The 17,893-nt window shown below is 72.5% G+C and carries 14 protein-coding genes and 1 pseudogene; 5 read left to right on the top strand and 10 right to left on the bottom strand.

Features of this window, described 5'->3' with window-relative positions; genetic code table 11:
* Positions 1 to 19: 19 nt before the first annotated feature.
* A complete protein-coding gene (locus ACYQ8Q_RS03715) occupies positions 20 to 1,372 on the bottom strand; it encodes a lysine N(6)-hydroxylase/L-ornithine N(5)-oxygenase family protein (RefSeq protein WP_460061835.1) in 1,353 nt (450 codons plus the stop codon).
* Between the two features lie 264 nt (positions 1,373 to 1,636).
* On the opposite strand from ACYQ8Q_RS03715, the gene ACYQ8Q_RS03720 reads away from it, so the two are divergent.
* Positions 1,637 to 2,584, top strand: a complete 948-nt coding sequence (locus tag ACYQ8Q_RS03720; RefSeq protein ID WP_460061836.1) for a methionyl-tRNA formyltransferase — start codon at positions 1,637 to 1,639, stop codon at positions 2,582 to 2,584.
* A gap of 275 nt (positions 2,585 to 2,859) precedes the next feature.
* Here the strand turns inward: ACYQ8Q_RS03720 and ACYQ8Q_RS03725 are convergent, their stop codons facing one another.
* The 6 genes and pseudogenes from ACYQ8Q_RS03725 to lnt all read right to left on the bottom strand — a co-directional run bounded on the left by ACYQ8Q_RS03725 (position 2,860) and on the right by lnt (position 10,811).
* On the bottom strand, positions 2,860 to 3,888 hold the full coding sequence (locus tag ACYQ8Q_RS03725) for an antibiotic biosynthesis monooxygenase (RefSeq protein WP_460061837.1): 1,029 nt from the start codon (positions 3,886 to 3,888) through the stop codon (positions 2,860 to 2,862).
* A gap of 6 nt (positions 3,889 to 3,894) precedes the next feature.
* Entirely contained in the window at positions 3,895 to 6,612 is a 2,718-nt protein-coding gene (locus ACYQ8Q_RS03730) for a molybdopterin-dependent oxidoreductase (protein ID WP_460061838.1), read from the bottom strand.
* Entirely contained in the window at positions 6,609 to 7,436 is an 828-nt protein-coding gene (locus ACYQ8Q_RS03735) for an FAD binding domain-containing protein (RefSeq protein ID WP_460061841.1), read from the bottom strand. The genes ACYQ8Q_RS03730 and ACYQ8Q_RS03735 overlap by 4 nt, the downstream gene beginning before the upstream one ends.
* 368 nt (positions 7,437 to 7,804) lie before the next feature.
* Positions 7,805 to 8,613, bottom strand: a pseudogene (locus ACYQ8Q_RS03740) (GAF domain-containing protein); the annotation flags it as partial.
* Between the two features lie 66 nt (positions 8,614 to 8,679).
* Positions 8,680 to 9,159, bottom strand: coding sequence for an NUDIX hydrolase (locus ACYQ8Q_RS03745; protein WP_460061842.1), 480 nt, complete (start codon positions 9,157 to 9,159; stop codon positions 8,680 to 8,682).
* A 35-nt stretch (positions 9,160 to 9,194) separates the two neighbouring features.
* A complete protein-coding gene (lnt, locus tag ACYQ8Q_RS03750) occupies positions 9,195 to 10,811 on the bottom strand; it encodes an apolipoprotein N-acyltransferase (RefSeq protein WP_460061845.1) in 1,617 nt (538 codons plus the stop codon).
* A gap of 218 nt (positions 10,812 to 11,029) precedes the next feature.
* Between lnt and ACYQ8Q_RS03755 the strand changes: the two genes are divergently transcribed.
* Positions 11,030 to 12,100 carry an O-antigen ligase family protein gene (locus ACYQ8Q_RS03755; RefSeq protein ID WP_460061847.1) on the top strand — a complete coding sequence of 357 codons (1,071 nt, stop codon included), beginning with the start codon at positions 11,030 to 11,032 and terminating at the stop codon, positions 12,098 to 12,100.
* An 18-nt stretch (positions 12,101 to 12,118) separates the two neighbouring features.
* Here the strand turns inward: ACYQ8Q_RS03755 and ACYQ8Q_RS03760 are convergent, their stop codons facing one another.
* Together ACYQ8Q_RS03760 and ACYQ8Q_RS03765 are read right to left on the bottom strand one after the other, a co-directional pair.
* Positions 12,119 to 12,682: a hypothetical protein gene (locus ACYQ8Q_RS03760; RefSeq protein WP_460061849.1), complete on the bottom strand. Its 564-nt coding sequence runs from the start codon at positions 12,680 to 12,682 to the stop codon at positions 12,119 to 12,121.
* Positions 12,683 to 12,787: 105 nt separating this feature from the next.
* Entirely contained in the window at positions 12,788 to 13,573 is a 786-nt protein-coding gene (locus tag ACYQ8Q_RS03765; RefSeq protein ID WP_460061850.1) for a glutamate racemase, read from the bottom strand.
* A gap of 39 nt (positions 13,574 to 13,612) precedes the next feature.
* On the opposite strand from ACYQ8Q_RS03765, the gene ACYQ8Q_RS03770 reads away from it, so the two are divergent.
* On the top strand, positions 13,613 to 14,806 hold the full coding sequence (locus ACYQ8Q_RS03770; RefSeq protein WP_460073156.1) for a glycosyltransferase: 1,194 nt from the start codon (positions 13,613 to 13,615) through the stop codon (positions 14,804 to 14,806).
* 16 nt (positions 14,807 to 14,822) lie between these two features.
* Here ACYQ8Q_RS03770 and ACYQ8Q_RS03775 read toward each other — a convergent pair whose 3' ends face one another.
* Positions 14,823 to 16,136: a TerD family protein gene (locus ACYQ8Q_RS03775; RefSeq protein ID WP_460073158.1), complete on the bottom strand. Its 1,314-nt coding sequence runs from the start codon at positions 16,134 to 16,136 to the stop codon at positions 14,823 to 14,825.
* Between the two features lie 296 nt (positions 16,137 to 16,432).
* Between ACYQ8Q_RS03775 and ACYQ8Q_RS03780 the strand changes: the two genes are divergently transcribed.
* Positions 16,433 to 16,873, top strand: coding sequence for a DUF6643 family protein (locus ACYQ8Q_RS03780; protein ID WP_460061851.1), 441 nt, complete (start codon positions 16,433 to 16,435; stop codon positions 16,871 to 16,873).
* Positions 16,874 to 16,915: 42 nt separating this feature from the next.
* The gene (locus tag ACYQ8Q_RS03785) at positions 16,916 to 17,740 is read left to right on the top strand and encodes an MOSC domain-containing protein (protein ID WP_460061852.1); all 825 of its coding nucleotides are present in this window, start codon (positions 16,916 to 16,918) and stop codon (positions 17,738 to 17,740) included.
* Positions 17,741 to 17,893 lie beyond the last annotated feature (153 nt).

Here is a 17,893-nt window from a genome sequence, read left to right on the forward strand (position 1 = left end):
CGGCCCGGCGTTGATCGGCCTAGCGCGCGGTGCTGCTGGTGCCGTCGGTGACCGCCCGCGCCCCGCCCGAGGGGACCGGCCCCCGGCCGACGAGCGAGTCGAGGATCTCGCCGACCCGGATGGCGGTGTTGGACAGCAGCGCCGAGGTGATGCCGTGCGTGTGCTCGGTGCCGCCCTGGAGGTAGATGCCGCAGCGCAGGCCCGGGTCGGTGGCGATGCGGTAGTCGCGCTCGACGCGGATCCGGCCCTCGTCGTCGCGCAGACAGCGGTCCGCGACCTCGCCGAGCAGGGCGACGGGGTCGGCGGGGCTGTAACCGGTGGCGAAGACCACGACGTCCGCGTCCAGGAGGATCTCCTCCCCGGTGACCAGGGAGGTGACGGTGGCCCGCACCTTGTCCTGCGCGTCCTTGACGTCGGTGAGCCGGGAGACGTTGAGGAAGCGCAGACGCTCGCTGCCGAGCACCTTCTCCTGGTACATCTGCCGGTACAGGTCGTCGATCAGGTCGATGTCCACCACGGAGTAGTTGGTGTTCCCGTGGTAGTCCATCAGCCGGCGCTTGACGTTCTCCGGCGCGGCGAAGAACTCGTCGACGGCCGCCGGGTCGAAGATCCGGTTGGCGAAGCTGCTGTCGTCGGCCGGACTGTAGCCGTAGCGGGAGAAGACGGCGCAGACCTCGGCCTCGGGGAAGCGCCGGTGGAGGTAGGCGACGTTCTCGGCGGCGCTCTGCCCGGCGCCCACGACGACGAAGCGGGAGGGCGAGCTGCCCGCCAACCCGTCGACTTTCGCCAGGAGTTCGGAGTTGTGCCAGACGCGCTCGGAGCGCTCCACGCCCTCCGGCATGAGGGGACGCAGACCGGTGCCGATGACCAGGTTGCGGGCGCGGTGGACCGCGAGCCCCTCCGCCGACCGGACCGTGACGTCCAGGTACTCCACCGCGCCGTCGCGGACGACGGGCATGACACCGACGACCTCATGGCCGTAGGAGACCATGTCGTCGACCTTGCGGGCGGCCCACTCGAAGTAGTCGTGGAACTCCACCCGCAGCGGGAAGAGGTTCTTGTGGTTGATGAAGTCGATCAGCCGGCCCTGGCTCTGGAGGTAGCACAGGAAGCTGTACTGGCTGGCCGGGTTCCGGAGCGTCACCAGGTCCTTGAGGAAGGACACCTGCATGGTCGCGTCGTCGATGAGCATGCCCCGGTGCCATCCGAAGCGCGGCTGCTGCTCGAAGAAGTGGGCGGTGACCGCTTCCTCGGGGACGACGCCTGCGTTGTGCTCGCTGAGCGCGATCGCCATGGCCACGTTGGACGGCCCGAAGCCGATACCTATGAGGTCGTGGATCAAAGGGGCGTCGCCAGGACGAGCCTGTGCCATGTCACTCCCATCGTGCGGGCGGCCGCCCTCGGGGAAGGCGGCCGTTGGTCGAGCATCGGGAAGTACGAGAAGGCGGGCACGCCGAAGAGCCGCGAGCCCGAACTTAGGTAAGGCTAAGCTGATCCCGTGGAGCCTGTCCATAGAACAAACCGGACAGTCGGAGAGTGACCGCCCGTCAACCCGTGCTTCCCTCGGCCCTGTTGACCACTTAGGTAAGCCTTGCTTTACTGGCCGGGCCCCATCCCTGGCCTGAGGAGGAACCCCATGCGGGTCGTCATGTTCGGTTACCAGACCTGGGGGCACCGCACCCTGCAAGCCCTCCTGGACTCCGAGCACGACGTGGTCCTCGTCGTGACCCACCCCAAGAGCGAGCACGCGTACGAGAAGATCTGGAGCGACTCGGTCGCCGACCTCGCCGAGGAGAACGGCGTACCGGTCGTCATCCGCAACCGCCCGGACGACGAGGAGCTGTTCGAGCGCCTGAAGGAGGCCGACCCGGACATCATCGTCGCCAACAACTGGCGCACGTGGATCCCGCCGCGCATCTTCGACCTGCCGCGCCGTGGCACGCTCAACGTGCACGACTCACTGCTCCCGAAGTACGCCGGCTTCTCCCCGCTGATCTGGGCGCTGATCAACGGCGAGCCCGAGGTGGGCGTCACCGCGCACATGATGAACGACGAGCTCGACGCCGGTGACATCGTGCGACAGGAGGCGGTGCCGGTCGGACCGGCGGACACCGCCACCGACCTCTTCCACAAGACCGTCGACCTCATCGCGCCGGTCACCATCGGCGCGCTCGACCTGATCGCCTCCGGGCAGACGGAGTTCACCCGGCAGGACCGCTCGCAGGCCAGCTTCTTCCACAAGCGGTCCATCGAGGACAGCCGTATCGACTGGAGCTGGCCCGCCGAGGACCTGGAGCGCCTGATCCGCGCCCAGTCCGAGCCGTACCCCAGCGCGTTCACCTTCCACCGGGGCAAGCGGCTGGAGGTCCTGGCCGCCGTAGTCTCCGAGGGCCGTTACGGCGGGACGCCCGGCCGCGTCTTCTACCGCGAGGGCGACGGTGTGGTGATCGTCGCCGGAGCCGACGCCCGCACCGGCCGCAACCACGGCCTGGCGATCACCCGCGTCCGCACCGAGGACGGCCGCGAGCTGCCCGCGGCCGAGTACTTCACCTCCATGGGCGGCTACCTGACCACCCGCCCCTGACCTCCGCCTCGCCCAGGTGTCCGTCACCGTCACGTTCCACGCGGCGGACCGGGGCCAGATCGTGGGCCACACCCTGACGAAGACCGGCACCGACACGCTCGCCCTGGAGGACGAGGGCAGCCAGGCAGCGGGCTCACCGTCCCGAGGCATTCGTGGAGCGCTACCGGGAGGCGGGGCTTCCGCTGCCCGCACGGCGGGTCGTGCACTCGGCCTGCGACACGGCGGTCGGCCGGGCGTGGCCAGATGACGCCCGGCGCTCCCGGGCTGGGCGCCGGTCAGGGCAGGGTCCAGAACCGGACCGTGACGAGATAGAAGACGGCGGCCCAGAAGGCCATCACCACCGCGATGACGCCGACGCCGCGGAGGTTGCTCCGCGCCGCCGGTTCGTCCGGCGGCGGCCGCAGCCAGCGCCCGAGGAGCGGGTTCACGTAGTAGGGCATGGTCAGGAAGCTCATCAGGAAACTCGACAGCAGGTTGCCGACGAGCAGACCGATCCAGAGCGGCAGGTGCAGCGGGAGCAGGGCGAGCGTCAGCAGGACGACGGTCGGGTACAGGCCGACCCAGACGGCGAGGGAGGTCCTGGTCTCGGAGGGCGGCGCCGATGCCACCTTGCCGTCGCCCTCGAAGGCGAACCAGCTGCCGAACGAGTTGTCGATCGTGCGCAGTCCGAAGTCGCTGAACTTCTCTCCCTCGGCCAGCATCTCCTGCCGTCGGCGTGACGTCAGCCAGGCGTCGAGGTGCTCGGCGCTGTCGTAGCGGTACAGCGTCGTCCATTCCTCCTGGAGCCCGGCGATGGGGCGGAAGAGCTCGGTCCCGCGGAACCCCTCGAACTTGCTCTCCTCCTGGACCATGCGCTGCTGCCAGTCGAGGAAGTCGTCGACGTGGTCCGGGTGGACCCGGTGGGTGACCACCACGGTGACCAGCGGATCCAGCGACCGGGTGCCGCTGCTGACGACCTGCTGGGTCGCCGGGCCGTCGAAGTACTGGGCGCCGACGTCGAGATACGTCTGCCGGGTCGCGCTGTTGGTCCACGCCTGCAGATGCGCCACCGAGTCGAACCGGTAGACGACGACCCAGTCGGGTTGCCGCGGTGTCGGCGGGGAGATCTCGGCGCCCAGGAAGCCTGGATAGCAGGCGGCCGCGGCGTTGAGGTCCTCCTGCCACGACTGGTACGCGCGCTCCATCCCGGGCAGGACCTTCTGACCGATGATCGCCGTCGCCGCGGCGGCTCCGTTATGCCCGTTCTGCCCAGTTTTCTCGGTTTTCCCGGTGTTCTCGGTGTTCTCGGTGTTCTCGGTGTTCATGGCGGCTCACCCCGTCGGCATCGACTGCTCCGCGGGGAGCCTGCCGTAGATGCGTTCGGGAGTCAGCGGAAGCGCCCGGTAGCGGACGCCCGTGGCGTCGTGCACCGCGTTGGCGAGCGCGGGGGCGACCGGGTTGATGCAGCACTCCGCCATCCCCTTCGCCCGCATCGGCCCCACCGAATCCGTCGAACCCACCAGGAGGACCTCGGTCCGGGGGATGTCGGCGTAGGCGGGGATGCGGTAGTTCCGGAAGTTCGGGTTGACCATGACGCCGCGGTCGTCGACATGGAAGTTCTCGGTCAGCACGAAGCCGATGCCCTGGGCCACGCCGCCCTCCACCTGTCCCCGCACCTGCGCCGGGTTGATGATCACCCCGGCGTCCGCCGCGTGCACGCTGTACAGAATGCGTATCTCCCCCGTGACGCGGTGCACGGCGACCCGGAATCCCTGGGTGTTGGAGGTGACGCTGCGGGGCGAGCCGTACGCCTTGCGCGCGGCGGTGAAACGGATCCCGCGTCTGCGGGCGAGTGCGATCAGCTCGGCGAGCGACACCCGCCGCTCCCCGCAGAGGACACCGTCGTCGTCCAGCGTGCACATCACGACATGGACGCCCGTGTACGCCGCGGCGAACTGGAGGATGCGGTCGCGCACCGCGTTGGCCGCTCTGAGGACCGCGTTGCCCGCCACGAACAGGCCCGCGCTGGCGAAGGCACCGGTGTCGAATCCCGTGCGGTCGGTGTCGGACTGCACCAGACGGATCCGCGACGGTGTCGTACCCAGTTGGCCGGCCGCGATCTGGACATGGGCCGTGGAGGTTCCCTCCCCGAACTCGACCGTTCCGACGGCCAGTTCGTAGATGAGGTCGTCACCCAGGGTGACCCAGGCCTCGGAAAGGTGGTCCGTCGGGGGCGCGGTCTCGTGCAGGGAGCTCGCCGTGCCGACACCGACGAGCCACCCGGGGCCCGGCGGCGGGCGGTCGGCCGTACGGGCCAGGGCGTCGTCCACCAGGTCGATGCACTCGGCGAGTCCGTCCTCGGTGAAGATCACGTCGTCGGGGCCGTCGTGCAGGGCGACCAGGGGCTCTCCCGGCCGCACGATGTTGCGCCGGCGCAGTTCCAGCGGGTCCAGGTGCAGGGCGCGGGCCAGTTCGTCCATCGCCGACTCCACGGCGAAGGCCGGCTGCGTCATGCCGTAACCGCGCAGGGCCCCGCTCGGCACGGTGTTCGTGTAGACGGAGTACGCGTCGTACCTCTTGTTGGGGCAGCGGTAGAGCATGACCGCGGCTCCGCCCGCGAACACGGTCTCGCCGCCGTGGTTGCCGTAGGCGCCCGTGTTGGACACGTTGCGCACCTGGACCGCGGTGAGCGTTCCGTCGGCCTTCGCGCCGAGTCGGACCGTCAGGGTCATCGGATGCCGCGGCGAGGCCGTGGTGAACTCCTCCTCGCGGGTGAACTCGAGGCAGGTGGGGCGCCCGGTGTCGAGGGTGGCGAGCGCGACCAGGTCCTCGGTGATCACCTCCTGCTTGCCGCCGAATCCGCCGCCGACGCGCCTGCAGAACACCCTGAGCCGGTCCGGACGCAGCGCGAACAGGTACCCCAGCTTGACCTTGGCGATCGACGGCGACTGCGAACTGGTGCGCACGTTCAGCCGGCCGTCCTGCATCCAGGCGATCGAGCCGTGCGTCTCCAGATGCGCGTGCTGGACCCGTGGTGAGGAGTACGTGCCTTCGTGGATCACGTCGGCCTCGGCGAATCCCGCGTCGACGTCGCCGATGTGCGAGTGGAGTTCGAGAAGGATGTTGTGGACGAGGTCGTGGGCGAAGGGGTCGTCGGGATCGTGCAGTTGGGGTGCCCCGTCCGCCATCGCGGCCTCCGGGTCGAACACCGCGGGCAGCACCTCGTAGTCGACGGTGAGACGACGGCAGCCCTCCTCTGCCGCCCCGACCGTGTCGGCCAGGACCGCGGCGACGCGCTGGCCGGCGAAGCGGACCGTGTCGTCGAGGACGCGGGTGTCGTCCGGGTCGACGAGGTGGTCGGTGTGGATCGCCGTGGTGAAGCGCCGGCGGGGTACGTCCTTCCAGGTGTAGACCCGGTGCACGCCGGGCACCGCGAGGGCGGCGCTCTTGTCGATCGAGCGGATCCGGGCGTGCGCGTGCGGCGAGTGCAGCACCTTGAGATGCAGCAGGCCGTCGAGCCGGGTGTCCAGGGTGAACTCGGCGTGCCCCGTCACCACGTCGTGGCCCGCGGGCGCGCCGACATTCGTGCCGACGGCCTTGCCCGGGGCCGCCGTCTCCACCGCGCCGACGCCCCGTACGGCGTCCTCGATCGCCCGGTATCCGGTACACCGGCAGAGGTTGCCCTTCAACGCCCTGGGCAGATCCGCCTTCTGCTCCTCGCTGAAGGCCGCCGACGTCATGATCATCCCGGCGGTGCAGAAACCGCACTGGAACCCCGGGGCCTCCTCGAACTGCCGCTGCACGGGATGCGGGGCGCCGGGCCGTCCGAGGCCCTCGATCGTGGTCACCCGGCGGCCCTCCGCACGGAAGGCGGGGGTGATGCAGCTGTGGACGGGTGCCCCGTCCAGCCACACCGTGCAGGCGCCGCAGTCGCCCGCGTCGCAGCCCTTCTTGACGCCGAAGTGGCCGAGTTCGCGCAGGAAGGTGCGCAGGCACTGGCCGGGGGCCGGCTCCCGGTCGAATTCCCCGCCGTTCACGAGGTAGTTCATGGCAGGTCCCCGTCCATGAGGTCGCGGCGTATCTCTTCGGCGAAGTGCCGGGTCAGATGACGGCGGTGGTCAGGGGTTCCGTTGGGGTCGTCGAACCAGACGCCGTCCGGTACGGCGTCGATGCTCTCCCGCAGCGTGCGGGCGTCGGGCAGCGAGTCGAAGACCATGCGGACCGGCCGTGTGGTGCCGGCGGTGAGGGTGAGCAACAGGTCGTCGGCTCCCGGCCGTTGCGTCCCGACGAGGAACACCGTCGACCGGCCCAGCCGGGTCAGGGAGAAGCGGCGGTGCGCGGTGCGTCCGCGCAGCGCGTGCTCGGGAACGGTGACGCGGCGCAGGATCTCCCCCGGGGCGAGCACGTTGCGGTGGTCGCCCGTGACGAAGTCGAGGGCGTCGATCCGGCGCACGGAGCCGTCGGGCGCCCACAGTTCGTACCGCGCCTCCAGCGCGACCGTCAGAGTGATCATCGGGCCGGCGGGCAGGGACATGCAGATGTTGCCGCCGACGGTCGCCGCGTTCCAGACCTTGAACGAGGACAGGAACGCCTCACAGCTCTCCCGGAAGAGCTGTCCGACGGGCCGGTCCTGCGGCCACGGGTACGCGTACAGGTCACGAATGGTGCAGGTGGCACCGATCTCCAGGCCCGCGTCCGTCGGGACGAGGGGGTCCCAGCGCAACGCCGTCAGATCGATCAGCCGTCGCAGGTCCGGCTGCTCCGTGGAGTAGAGCCACGTCCCGCCCGCGAGCCAGGCATCGCCCTCGCGCCAGTCCACACCCGGCCACTCGGACGGTCGCCGGACCACTTCGGTGATGGTGTTGAGGTCCATGGAGAACCCGCCTGCCCGACCAGCTTCCGGCCGCCATGCCCCACCGTCCGGGCGGCTGAGCCGTACGAGGGCGGCGAGCACGGACACGTTTGCCCCAGTTTATCGCGGCGGGCGGATGGCGTCCTTGCTCACGTTCCGGGGACCGGCAGTGTGACCGGGGCCGGCCGGAGCGCGGACACCGGCCGGGCCTCGTCGCCGGAGACAAGACACAGAACGGGCCGGGTGCCGTCGAGGGTGCGGGCAAGGACGGGCGCGGCCAGCGCGTGGGCGGCGCCGGAGAGGAGCCGCCCTCGGGCTTCCTCCCCCTGCTGTTCACCGCCCACGGCCTCGGACCGGCCGCCGTCGGTCTGGTCAAGGGCATCCAACCGGTCCGTGGCGGTGTCGCCCGGTTCCAGGGGCAGCGGCAGGACCGTGCCGCCGTCGCGGGCGGCGGCGAGGCCCTGCCGGGTCGCCGCGAGGTGGGAGGCGGCGGACCACAGGCGCCGTCGGGCGCGCGCCTCCTGGTCGGCGTCGGAGGTGGTGGCGTCAGGCCGGGCGGCGGGGACGACATGGGTGGCGTCGAGGTCGGAGAAGAAACGGGCCAGGGACAGCGGCACCCCGAGGAGCGCGACCGGGCCCTCGTCGCACACGCCCGCGTCGATGGTCGCCGTGTGCCGGAAGCGGTCGTCACGCGGGGAGTCGTCGGTGACGTACGGGCGGGCGGTCCGGGCGACCAGGCCGCCGAGCCCTTCCTCCATGTCCAGGCGCAGTTGCCGGAAGCGAGCGGCCACCGAGCCCGCGGTGACCCGCAGACAGGTGTCGCCGCGGTCCGGGTCGTTGAGGCTGAGGCAGGCGACGTCGGTGCCGGGCAGGGAGCGGGCACGCTGCGCGATCGCCCGCAGCACGGCGTCCGCGTCGCGCAGCCTCGCCACGATCGTGAGCCGTCTCGACCAGCGCCGACAGCCCGGCCTCCCGGCGGCGCCGGCCCTCCGGCTCGGCGCGCACGCGGCGCCGGCACTCTGGCCCGCTCCAGCGCCGCGACCTGCTCGGTCGGCCGTCCCTCGGCGCGGGCGAGCGACACCGGCCGCTCGTACGCCTCGGCGTCCGCGCTGCGGGCGAGCAGCTCGAGGAACGGCGCGTCGGCGGTGTCGAGGGCGGTCGCGCGCCTTCCGTGTGATCGCGGGACCGTGCCCAGGATCCCGCATGACCGGCTCGCTCGGTCAGCCCTGTGGACAACTCCGGCGGGTGGGCCGGCTCCGACGCCTCACTCGGCCGCCGTGGTCTCGAACCACGTGGGTTCGTCGGAGAGCGCCTGCTTGATGCGGAACACCTGGCGTTCGTGCATCGGCGGCAGCGCGTCCACCTCGAACCAGCCGACCTGGACGGACTCGTCGTCGTTGACCCGCGCCTCGCCGCCGGTCGCCCGGCAGCGGAAGGTGACGTCCATGAACTGGCACTGGTCGCCGTTGGGGTACTCGACCCGCCGCCCGGAACGGATCAGGACGATGCGTTCGGGCACGCAGTGCACGCCCGTCTCCTCCTCGACCTCCCGCACGGCGCAGTCCGCGGGCTGCTCGCCCGGGTCCGGGATGCCGGTGATCACGGTCCACTGGCGGTTGTCCGCGCGCTGTCCCAGCAGGACGCGTCCCCGGTCGTCGAAGACGACGGCGCTGACGCCGGGGAGCCACAGGAGCTGGTGGCCGGCGGAGGCCCGGATCTCGGTGATGAACTCAGGAGTCGGCATGGGACCGACCCTAACCGGACCGGTCCCCCGCCTGACTACGCCTGGGTGCCGACACCCCGCCGGGCGCGGACGCCCGCGGCGACCGCCCAGCCCAGACCGCCCGCGGCGACGAGCACGAGGGCGATCTCCGGGAGGATCCCGAGCCGGGTCGCGGGCGTCTCGGAGGACCGCAGCGGCACCTTCTGCACCAGGTTGTCCGCGACGAACATGCCGGTCTTCTGGGTGATCCTGCCGTCCGGCATGATGATCGCGCTGACGCCGCTGGTGACGGGCACGGTCACGGTGCGGCTGTGCTCGACGGCGCGGACGCGGGACATGGCGAGCTGCTGGTAGGTCATCTCGCTGCGGTCGAAGGTGGCGTTGTTGCTCGGCACGGAGATCAGCTGGGCGCCGTCGGTGACCTCGGAGCGCACCGCCCAGTCGAAGGCGGCCTCGTAGCAGGTGACCAGGCCCACCTTGGTGTCGTCCATGGTGAACACGCCCGGCTTGGTGCCCCGGCTGAAGTCCTGGCGGACCATCGAGGTCCACTCGCTGTTGATCGCGCCGATCAGGGAGCGCAGCGGGAGGTACTCGCCGAACGGCTGGATCTGCCGCTTGTCATAGGTCTGGGTGGGGCCCTTCTCGGGGTCCCAGAGGATCTGCTCGTTGTAGAGCTTGCCGTCGCGTTCGACGACTCCGCCGACCGAGATGGGCACCCCGACGGCCTTGGCGGCCTTGTCGATGACGGCGGCCGCGTCGGCGTAGGCGAAGGGGTCGATGTCGGAGGAGTTCTCGGGCCACAGCACGAAGTCGGGCTGCGGCTTCTTGCCCGCCCTGACCTCGGCGGCCAGCCGTTCCGTCTCGCGCGCGTGGTAGTCGAGGACGGCGCGGCGCTGGGAGTTGAAGTCCAGGCCGAGGCGGGGCACGTTGCCCTGGATGACGGCGACGGTCGCGGTGCCGTCCTCCGCCTTGTCGCTCACCAGGGCGCGCGAGGCCAGGGCGGCGCCGACGGGGACGGCCAGGCTGAGCAGGGCCACGGCGGCGGCGGACCTGCGGACCTCACCGGTGCGCCGGCGGTCCAGGACCAGCCGGACCGTCTCGTACAGACCGAAACCGCACAGGACGACGGCGAAACCGAGGACCGGGGTGCCGCCGAGCGCGGCGAGCGGCAGGAAGACACCGTCCGCCTGGCCGAAGGCGATCTTGCCCCAGGGGAAGCCGTTGAAGGGCGCACGCGCGCGTGCGGCCTCGCCCGCCGTCCAGAGGGCCGCCGCCCACACCGGCCAGGCCGGCAGCTTCGAGACCTTGGCGACTCCGACACCGACCAGGGCGATGAAGACCGCCTCGATGGCGACCAGGGCGAGCCAGGGGCCGGGGCCGACCTCGACGCCGGTCCACACGAGGAGCGGCAGCAGGAAGCCGAGGCCGAACAGGTAGCCGAGGCCGAGCGCCGCCTTCCAGGTACGGCCGCGCAGCACCCAGCCGAAGACCGCGAAGGCCGGCAGGGCCAGCCACCACAGGGTCCGGGGCGGGAAGCTGACGTAGAGCAGCACTCCGGCGAGCGCCGCCGCGGCGGCGGGCAGGAGGCGCAGCAGCCGCGCACGGCGGGAAACCGGCGTGGTCTGGGGCTCGAGCTGGTCGGGCTGGCCCACGGAAGTTGCGGTGACGGTCACTCCGGGAGTGTACGGCGGGTCACCTTTTGGCCGACAGCACGGTCCTCGGGGCGACCTGCGGACCGCTGTCGCGCACAACTCCGGCACAGCTCATCCACAAACCGCCCATCAGCCGTTACGGTGTGCCAGAACCCCGTTCGCACAGACGTCCGGGGGGGGCACTGGCCGGGGGGCGACCGGGTTCGGGGGGTCTGGTGGGGTCCACGGGTTCCACGGGGATGACATCGGCGGCGGCCGCGGACGCCGACGGGGAGAGACGCACCGTCTCCGACGCGGTCGGGGCGGCCGTGCTCGGGGCCTGTGCCGCGTGGTCGCTGGTCAGCGCGGCCGTGCACGGCGGCCGTCCGGAGGGCGTGCTGCTCGCGGTGCTGGCCGTCGCGGCCGGCTATGCCACGGGGCGGATCTGCGGGGTGCTGCTGCCGGTGGCCGCGCCGTGCGCCGCGGCCCTGGCCGGGCTCACCCTGACCGTGGCCCTGCCCCGGCTCGCGCCCGGACCGGAGATCGCCTCGCCCCTGGGCCACGCGGGTGCCACCGCCGCGGTGCTCTCGCTGTCGGCCGGTGCCGCGTGCTGCGCCGCCTGGGCGACGCCCGTGCCGCTGCTGCGGCTCGCCCTGCGGCTGGCGGCCTGCGGTGCGGTGGTGGCGGGGGCCGTACTGGGCTCGGTCGCGGCGGTCGTGACGTGCTGTGCCGTCCTGCTCTGCTCGCTGGCCGCGGGGCGGATGCGCCACCGGGGTCCGGCCCTCGCCGGTCTGGCCCTCGCCACGGCCGCGGTCACCGGTCTGACCTGGGCGGTCGCCGGGAAGGCACTGCCCGCGGACCTCGGCTCCTCGCTGGCCGACCAGCTCACACCGCACCGGGTCGCCCTCTGGCGGGACGCGCTGCACCTGGCGCACGACCACCCCGGGCTCGGTGTCGGGCCCGGCCGCTTCGGGGAGCTGAGCGCCACGGCGGCCCAGTCGACGCTCTCCGACGGCAAACCGCACTCGGCGCCCCTCCAGCTGGCGGCGGAACAGGGTGTCGTAGGGGTGCTGCTGCTCGCGGCGGCGTACTGCTGGGTGCTGTTCGCGCTGTGGCGCGCGCCCCGTCCGACGCCGGTCGTCCTCACGGCGGGCGCCGCGCTCACCGCCCTGGCGGCGCTCGCCGCCGTCGGCAACGCGCTGAGCTTCACGACGGTGTCGGTGGGTGCGGGCCTCCTGGCGGGCCTGGCGACGGCCCGGCCGCTGGCGGACGAGCCGGTGTCCGGGCCGCCGGCGGGCTCGCGCAGGGAACGCGACCGGCCTGTCGTCTGACGTCCGGGAGAGCCGGGGTCACAGCGCCGGGCCGGGCGTCCGCGACCGCAGCCTGTCCCTGATGGCCTCCACGGCGGACTCGGCGTCGTCCACGGTGATCGTGAACGTGTGCCCGTCCCACAGCCGCAGCACCACCCCCTCGCCACGGCGTACGACGACGGCGGTGCCCTTCTCGGGGCGCCAGCGGTAGCCCCAGCCGCCCCAGTGCCGCGGGGTGACACAGGGGTCGAAGTCGGCTCCGGCGACATGCGAGAGCGGGATCCGGCGGCGGGGCACGCCGACGTGGCCGCAGCGCACCTCCAGCGCGTCCTGGTCGAGCTTGAGGTCGACATGGACGAAGGCGAGGGTGCCGAAGAGAACCAGCAGTCCGGCGGCGATGCAGCCGACGACGGACATGACGAGGGGAACGGTGCCGGACGTCCAGGCGGAGTCGACGGCCAGCTCGATGCCGAGCGCCATGCAGGCGGCGCCGACCAGCGCGAGCAGCCACTGGAACCGGTTGGTGGCACGGCCGGTCCACACGTCGGCATGCGGGGTGTCCCCGCCCTCGCCCGGGGGGTGAACGTGGGAGTGGTCCCTCATATACATGAGGTTACTCAGGTTTCCCTGCGCGGGTAGGGCGTCGCACAGGGTGACTGCGCCGAGTGGGCGGCGCACGGGACCGGGGCTACGGGCGGTGACCGCCGGTCACGGGGCGGGAGTGACGGCCTGGAGCAGCCGGCCCTCCGCGTAGGCGAGGGCGGGCTGCGGGATGCCGCCCTCGCGGCCGCTGAGCAGCACGGTCACGGAGCCGAGGCCGGTCGTCCCGGGCTCGGGCGGGGCCCCGATGCGGCGCAGGGCCTGTGCGGCGACGGCACCGGCCGAGCCGTGCAGGACGAGGGGCGGCCGGCCGGGGCGCTGGACGGCGGCGCGGATGCGGTCGGCGACCAGCTCGTAATGGGTGCAGCCCAGGACGACGGTCGTCACATCCGCCGGGGTGAGGGCGGCCGCGGCCGCCACGGCGGAGGCGATCGCCGTCTCGTCCGCGTGTTCGACGGCCTCGGCGAGTCCCCAGCAGGGGACCTCGGCGACGGTGACACCGCCGGCGAACTCCTCGATCAGACCGCGCTGGTAGGGACTGCCGGTGGTGGCGGGGGTGGCCCAGATGGCGACCGGGCCGCCACCGGCCGCGGCCGGCTTGATCGCGGGGACGGTGCCGATGACCGGGATGCCCGGCTCGAGGCGGGCGCGCAGAGCGGGCAGGGCGTGCACGGTCGCGGTGTTGCAGCCGACGATCAGGGCGTCGGGGCGGTGGGCGGCGGCCGCCTCGGCGACGGCCACCGCGCGCGCGGTGAGGTCCTGCGGGGTACGCGGGCCCCAGGGCATGCCGTCGGGGTCGAGGGAGAGCACGAGATCGGCGTCGGGCCGCAGACGCCGTACCGCGGCGGTGGCCGCCAGCAGCCCGATTCCGGAGTCCATGAGCGCGATCTTCACCCGGCCACCATAGACGATGTGCTCCTGCGGACCGGCGGGGTGGGGCAGACTGCGCGGGTGAGCGCCGTCGTGTGGATCGCCGCCCTGTCCCTGGCCGCCTGGGTGCGGCTGTCGCTCTGTCAGGGCTTCTTCTGGCGCACGGACGTCAGGCTGCCGGCCCGGCGCGAACCGGAGGAGTGGCCGCCGGTGTGCGTGGTCGTCCCCGCGCGCGACGAGGCGGCGGTGCTGCCCGCGAGCCTGCCGTCGCTGCTCGCGCAGGACTACCCGGGGCGCGCCGAGGTGTTCCTCGTCGACGACGGCAGCTCGGACGGCACCGGGGACCTCGCGCGTGAGCTCGCGCGGCGGCACGGCGGGCTGCCGCTGACCGTCGGCTCGCCGGGCGAACCGCCCGCGGGCTGGACGGGGAAGCTGTGGGCGGTGCGGCACGGCATCGCGCTGGCACGCGCGCGTGGGCCCGAGTACCTGCTGCTGACGGACGCCGACATCGCGCACGCGCCGGACAGCCTGCGCGAGCTGGTCGCGGCGGCGCGCACCGGGGGCTTCGACGTCGTGTCGCAGATGGCGCGGCTGCGGGTGGAGAGCCGGTGGGAGCGGCTGGTCGTGCCGGCGTTCGTCTATTTCTTCGCCCAGCTGTATCCGTTCCGCCGGATCGCGCGGCGCGGGGCGCGGACGGCGGCGGCGGCGGGCGGCTGTGTGCTGCTGCGCGCCGAGGCAGCCGAGCGCGCGCGGATCCCGGACTCCATCCGGCACGCGGTCATCGACGACGTGGCGCTCGCGCGCGCGGTGAGGCGTTCGGGCGGCCACATCTGGCTGGGGCTGGCCGAACGGGTGGACAGTGTGCGCCCCTATCCGAGGCTGCACGACCTGTGGCGGATGGTCTCGCGCAGCGCCTACGCGCAACTGCGGCACAGTCCCCTGCTCCTGGCCGGTACGGTGCTCGGCCTGGCCCTGGTGTACCTGGTGCCGCCGCTGGCCCTGGTCACGGGGCTGGCCACCGGCGCCACGACCGTCGCGCTGCTCGGCGGACTGGCGTGGCTGGCGATGACGGGGACGTACGTGCCGATGCTCCGCTACTACCGGCAGCCGCTGTGGCTCGCGCCGCTGCTGCCGTTCACCGCCTTCCTGTACCTGCTGATGACGGTGGATTCCGCCGTCCAGCACCACCGGGGGCGGGGCGCGGCCTGGAAGGGCCGCACCTACGCCCGTCCGGACACCGTGACCGACGAGGGCTGACCCGCCGGGCAGGGGGCTATTTGCGGCCCGGTGTCCAGTTCATGCCCCAGTTGTAGACGCGGTCGACGGTCCGCTGCGGGCTGACCCCGCGGTCGGGCACGAGATAGCGGGCCTCGCGCTGGACGATCAGATCGTCTCCCTGCTGCGTGATCAGCGCGAGCGCGCACACGGTCGAGGGGACGGTGCACTCGTCGAGGGCGAAGTCGACCGGGGCGCCGAACTGGGGTTGCAGGGTGACCGTCGCGTGCAGGTCGGCGAAGGAGCGGGCTCCTTCGTAGATGGTGACGAAGACGAGGATGCGCCGGAAGTCGTTCCTGTGGTCGAGGTTGATGGTGAGGTTCTCGCCACTGGCGACGGCCCCGGTGCGGTCGTCGCCGTCGAGGTGGATGTACGGCGGCTGGTGCAGCGCTCCGAAGGCGTTGCCGAGGGCCTGGACGACGCCCTTGCGGCCGTCGGCGAGCTCGAACAGGGCGCACAGGTCGAGGTCGAGGTCGTTGTGGAGGGCGACGGCACGGCCGCGCTTGCTGCCCCAGCCCGAGAACTGCTTGCGCACCTCCCAGTTGAGGTTCACGCGCATGACCCCCGAGGTGCCGCCCTGTTTGGCGAGGGACACCGCGGGGGCGGCCTTGGTGAGCGTCACCTTGGTCAGCCGGACCGGGGCGGCGGGCGGGGCAGGCGGCGGGGGCGGCGCCGGGTGGACGGGCGGGGGCACGGTGACCGGCAGCGCGGGCATGGTCGGCTGGGCGGACGGGGGCGGCGGCGCCTGAACCGTGGGCGGCGGGGACTGGGGCTGCGGCGGGGCGGCGTGCTGCGGCTCGTCCACGGTGATGCCGAAGTCCGTGGCCAGTCCCTCCAGGCCGGTCGCGTACCCCTGCCCGACGGCACGGAACTTCCAGGCTCCCTGACGGCGGTAGAACTCGCCCAGCACGAAAGCGGTTTCGACCGTGGCGCCGGTGCTGTCGAACCGTGCGGCGACGGTGCCCTGCGCCGCGTCCCGCACCTCGATGTAGAGGTCGGGCACGCGCGCGAAGCTGCCGCCGTCGGCGGAGGCCGCCAGCACGACGGTCTCGACCGAGGGCTCCACGCGCGCGAGGTCGACGAGCAGCGTGTCGGTCACCCGGCCGCCCGCCGCGCTCTTGCCCTCGTGGCGGACCGCGCCCGAGGAGTGGGCCGGCTGGTTGTAGAAGACGAAGTCGGCGTCGGACCGCACCTTCCCGCCCACCAGCAGCAGCGCCGAGGCGTCCGCGTCGGGCACCCCGGGCCCCGAGCGCCAGCCCAGCTCGACCCGTAGCGCCGCGGTGGGCACCGGGGTGTTGGAACCCTTCGGCATCGACATGTCCGCCCCCTCGACTCTCGCTGCGCCGGGCCGCGTGCCGGCGCCTGTCGGTTGTCTACCCGGTCAACCTATTCCGCGGGATGGTCCAGGCCCAGGAAAGGCACAGGAACGACCCTTCCCGACCCGCCGGTAACCCGCCCGGAACTCGGCTTTTACACGATCAGGCCACTGTCCGACGCCCCTTTTCCCCACGTTCGCTCGCATTGGGGATCCGAGGGCACTGCCGACACGGAAATCAACCCTCTTATCGGTCTCCCCAACCAGCACATCGTGGGCTTAACTTATGTGCCATGACCTCCCCCCGCTCCACCTATGGCGGCTACTACTCCGCCTTCCCGGACACCCCGATCTACGACTCGCTCGTGGCTGAGCGAGGCACCCCGCAGATCGCCCCGATCCGGGTCCCCGCCGCCTACGACACGCCGAGCAGCAGCAACCTGCCCGCGCTGCCGTCGGCACTGCCCGCCCTTCCGGCGGGCCCGTCGCAGGCGTCGTACGGCTACCCGCAGGCGCAGCAGCCCTCGCCGCTGCAGCAGGCGCCCGCGGCGTACATCCCGCCGCAGGCCGCCGCGCCCCGCGGTTACCCGGGTCAGCAGATGCCGCAGATGGCCCAGCAGCCGCGCCCGGCGGCGCCCGGGATGGGGTACGAGGCCATGCGCCCCGCCGCTCCCCGGCCGGCCGCGCCGCAGTACCAGGACCCGTACAACAACCAGCAGTACCGCGGCTACTGATCCGCCCCGGGGTCGTCCCCGCCCACCTGGCAGGATGACCTCATGCGGAACGCGGAACTGCTGTCCATCCATCGCTATCCGGTCAAGGCGTGCCGGGGCCAGGCGCCCCGGGAGGCCGTCGTGGAGCCCTGGGGGCTGGCCGGAGACCGACGCTGGGCGCTGATCGACGACGGGGGAAAGGTCGTCACGCAACGCCAGCAGCCACGCCTGGCGCCGGTCGCGGTCGAGCTTCTGCCCGGCGGCGGCGTCCGGTTGTCCGCACCCGGGCTGGAGCCGCTGACCGTGGCGGTGCCCGAGCCGGTGGGGCCGGTCACGCTGGAGATCTTCCGGGACAAGGTGGAGGGGGTCCTCGCCGACGCCGAGGCGCATGCCTGGTGCAGCGCGTATCTCGGCGTCGACGTCCGCCTGGTCCACATGGACGATCCCGCGACCCGCCGGCCCGTCGACCCGGCGTACGCGCTGCCCGGCGAGACCGTCGGCTTCGCCGACGGCTATCCGCTGCTGCTCACCACGGTCGCCTCGCTCGACGCCCTCAACGCGCTGGTCGCCGACGGCGATCACGCCGCCGAGGGGCCGCTGCCGATGAACCGCTTCCGGCCGAACGTGGTCGTGGCGGGCACCGAACCCTGGGCCGAGGACGACTGGTCGCGGGTGGAGATCGGCGAGGTCGCCTTCCGGGTCGCCAAGCCCTGCGGACGGTGTGTCGTAACCACCACCGACCAGACCACCGCCGGGCGCGGCCGGGAACCCCTGCACACCCTCGGCCGGCACCGCCGGATCGACGGCAGGCTCGTCTTCGGCCAGAACCTGGTCCCCCTCCACCGCGGCACCGTCCGGATCGGCGACCCGGTCCGGGTGACCGGCTGAATCCGGCCGCGTTCCGCACCGCCTCGAGCGCGGGAACCTCCACCGGGTGCCCAAGCGTTGGGCTGTCGTGAGAAGTTCATGAAAGGCCCCGGGCGCGGGTGATTTCGCTCTCTCTTCGCCCGGGTTCCCGCGTGAACGGCTCCGGCGGGGGTT

The sequence above is a fragment of the Streptomyces sp. YKOK-I1 genome (genome assembly GCF_054660435.1).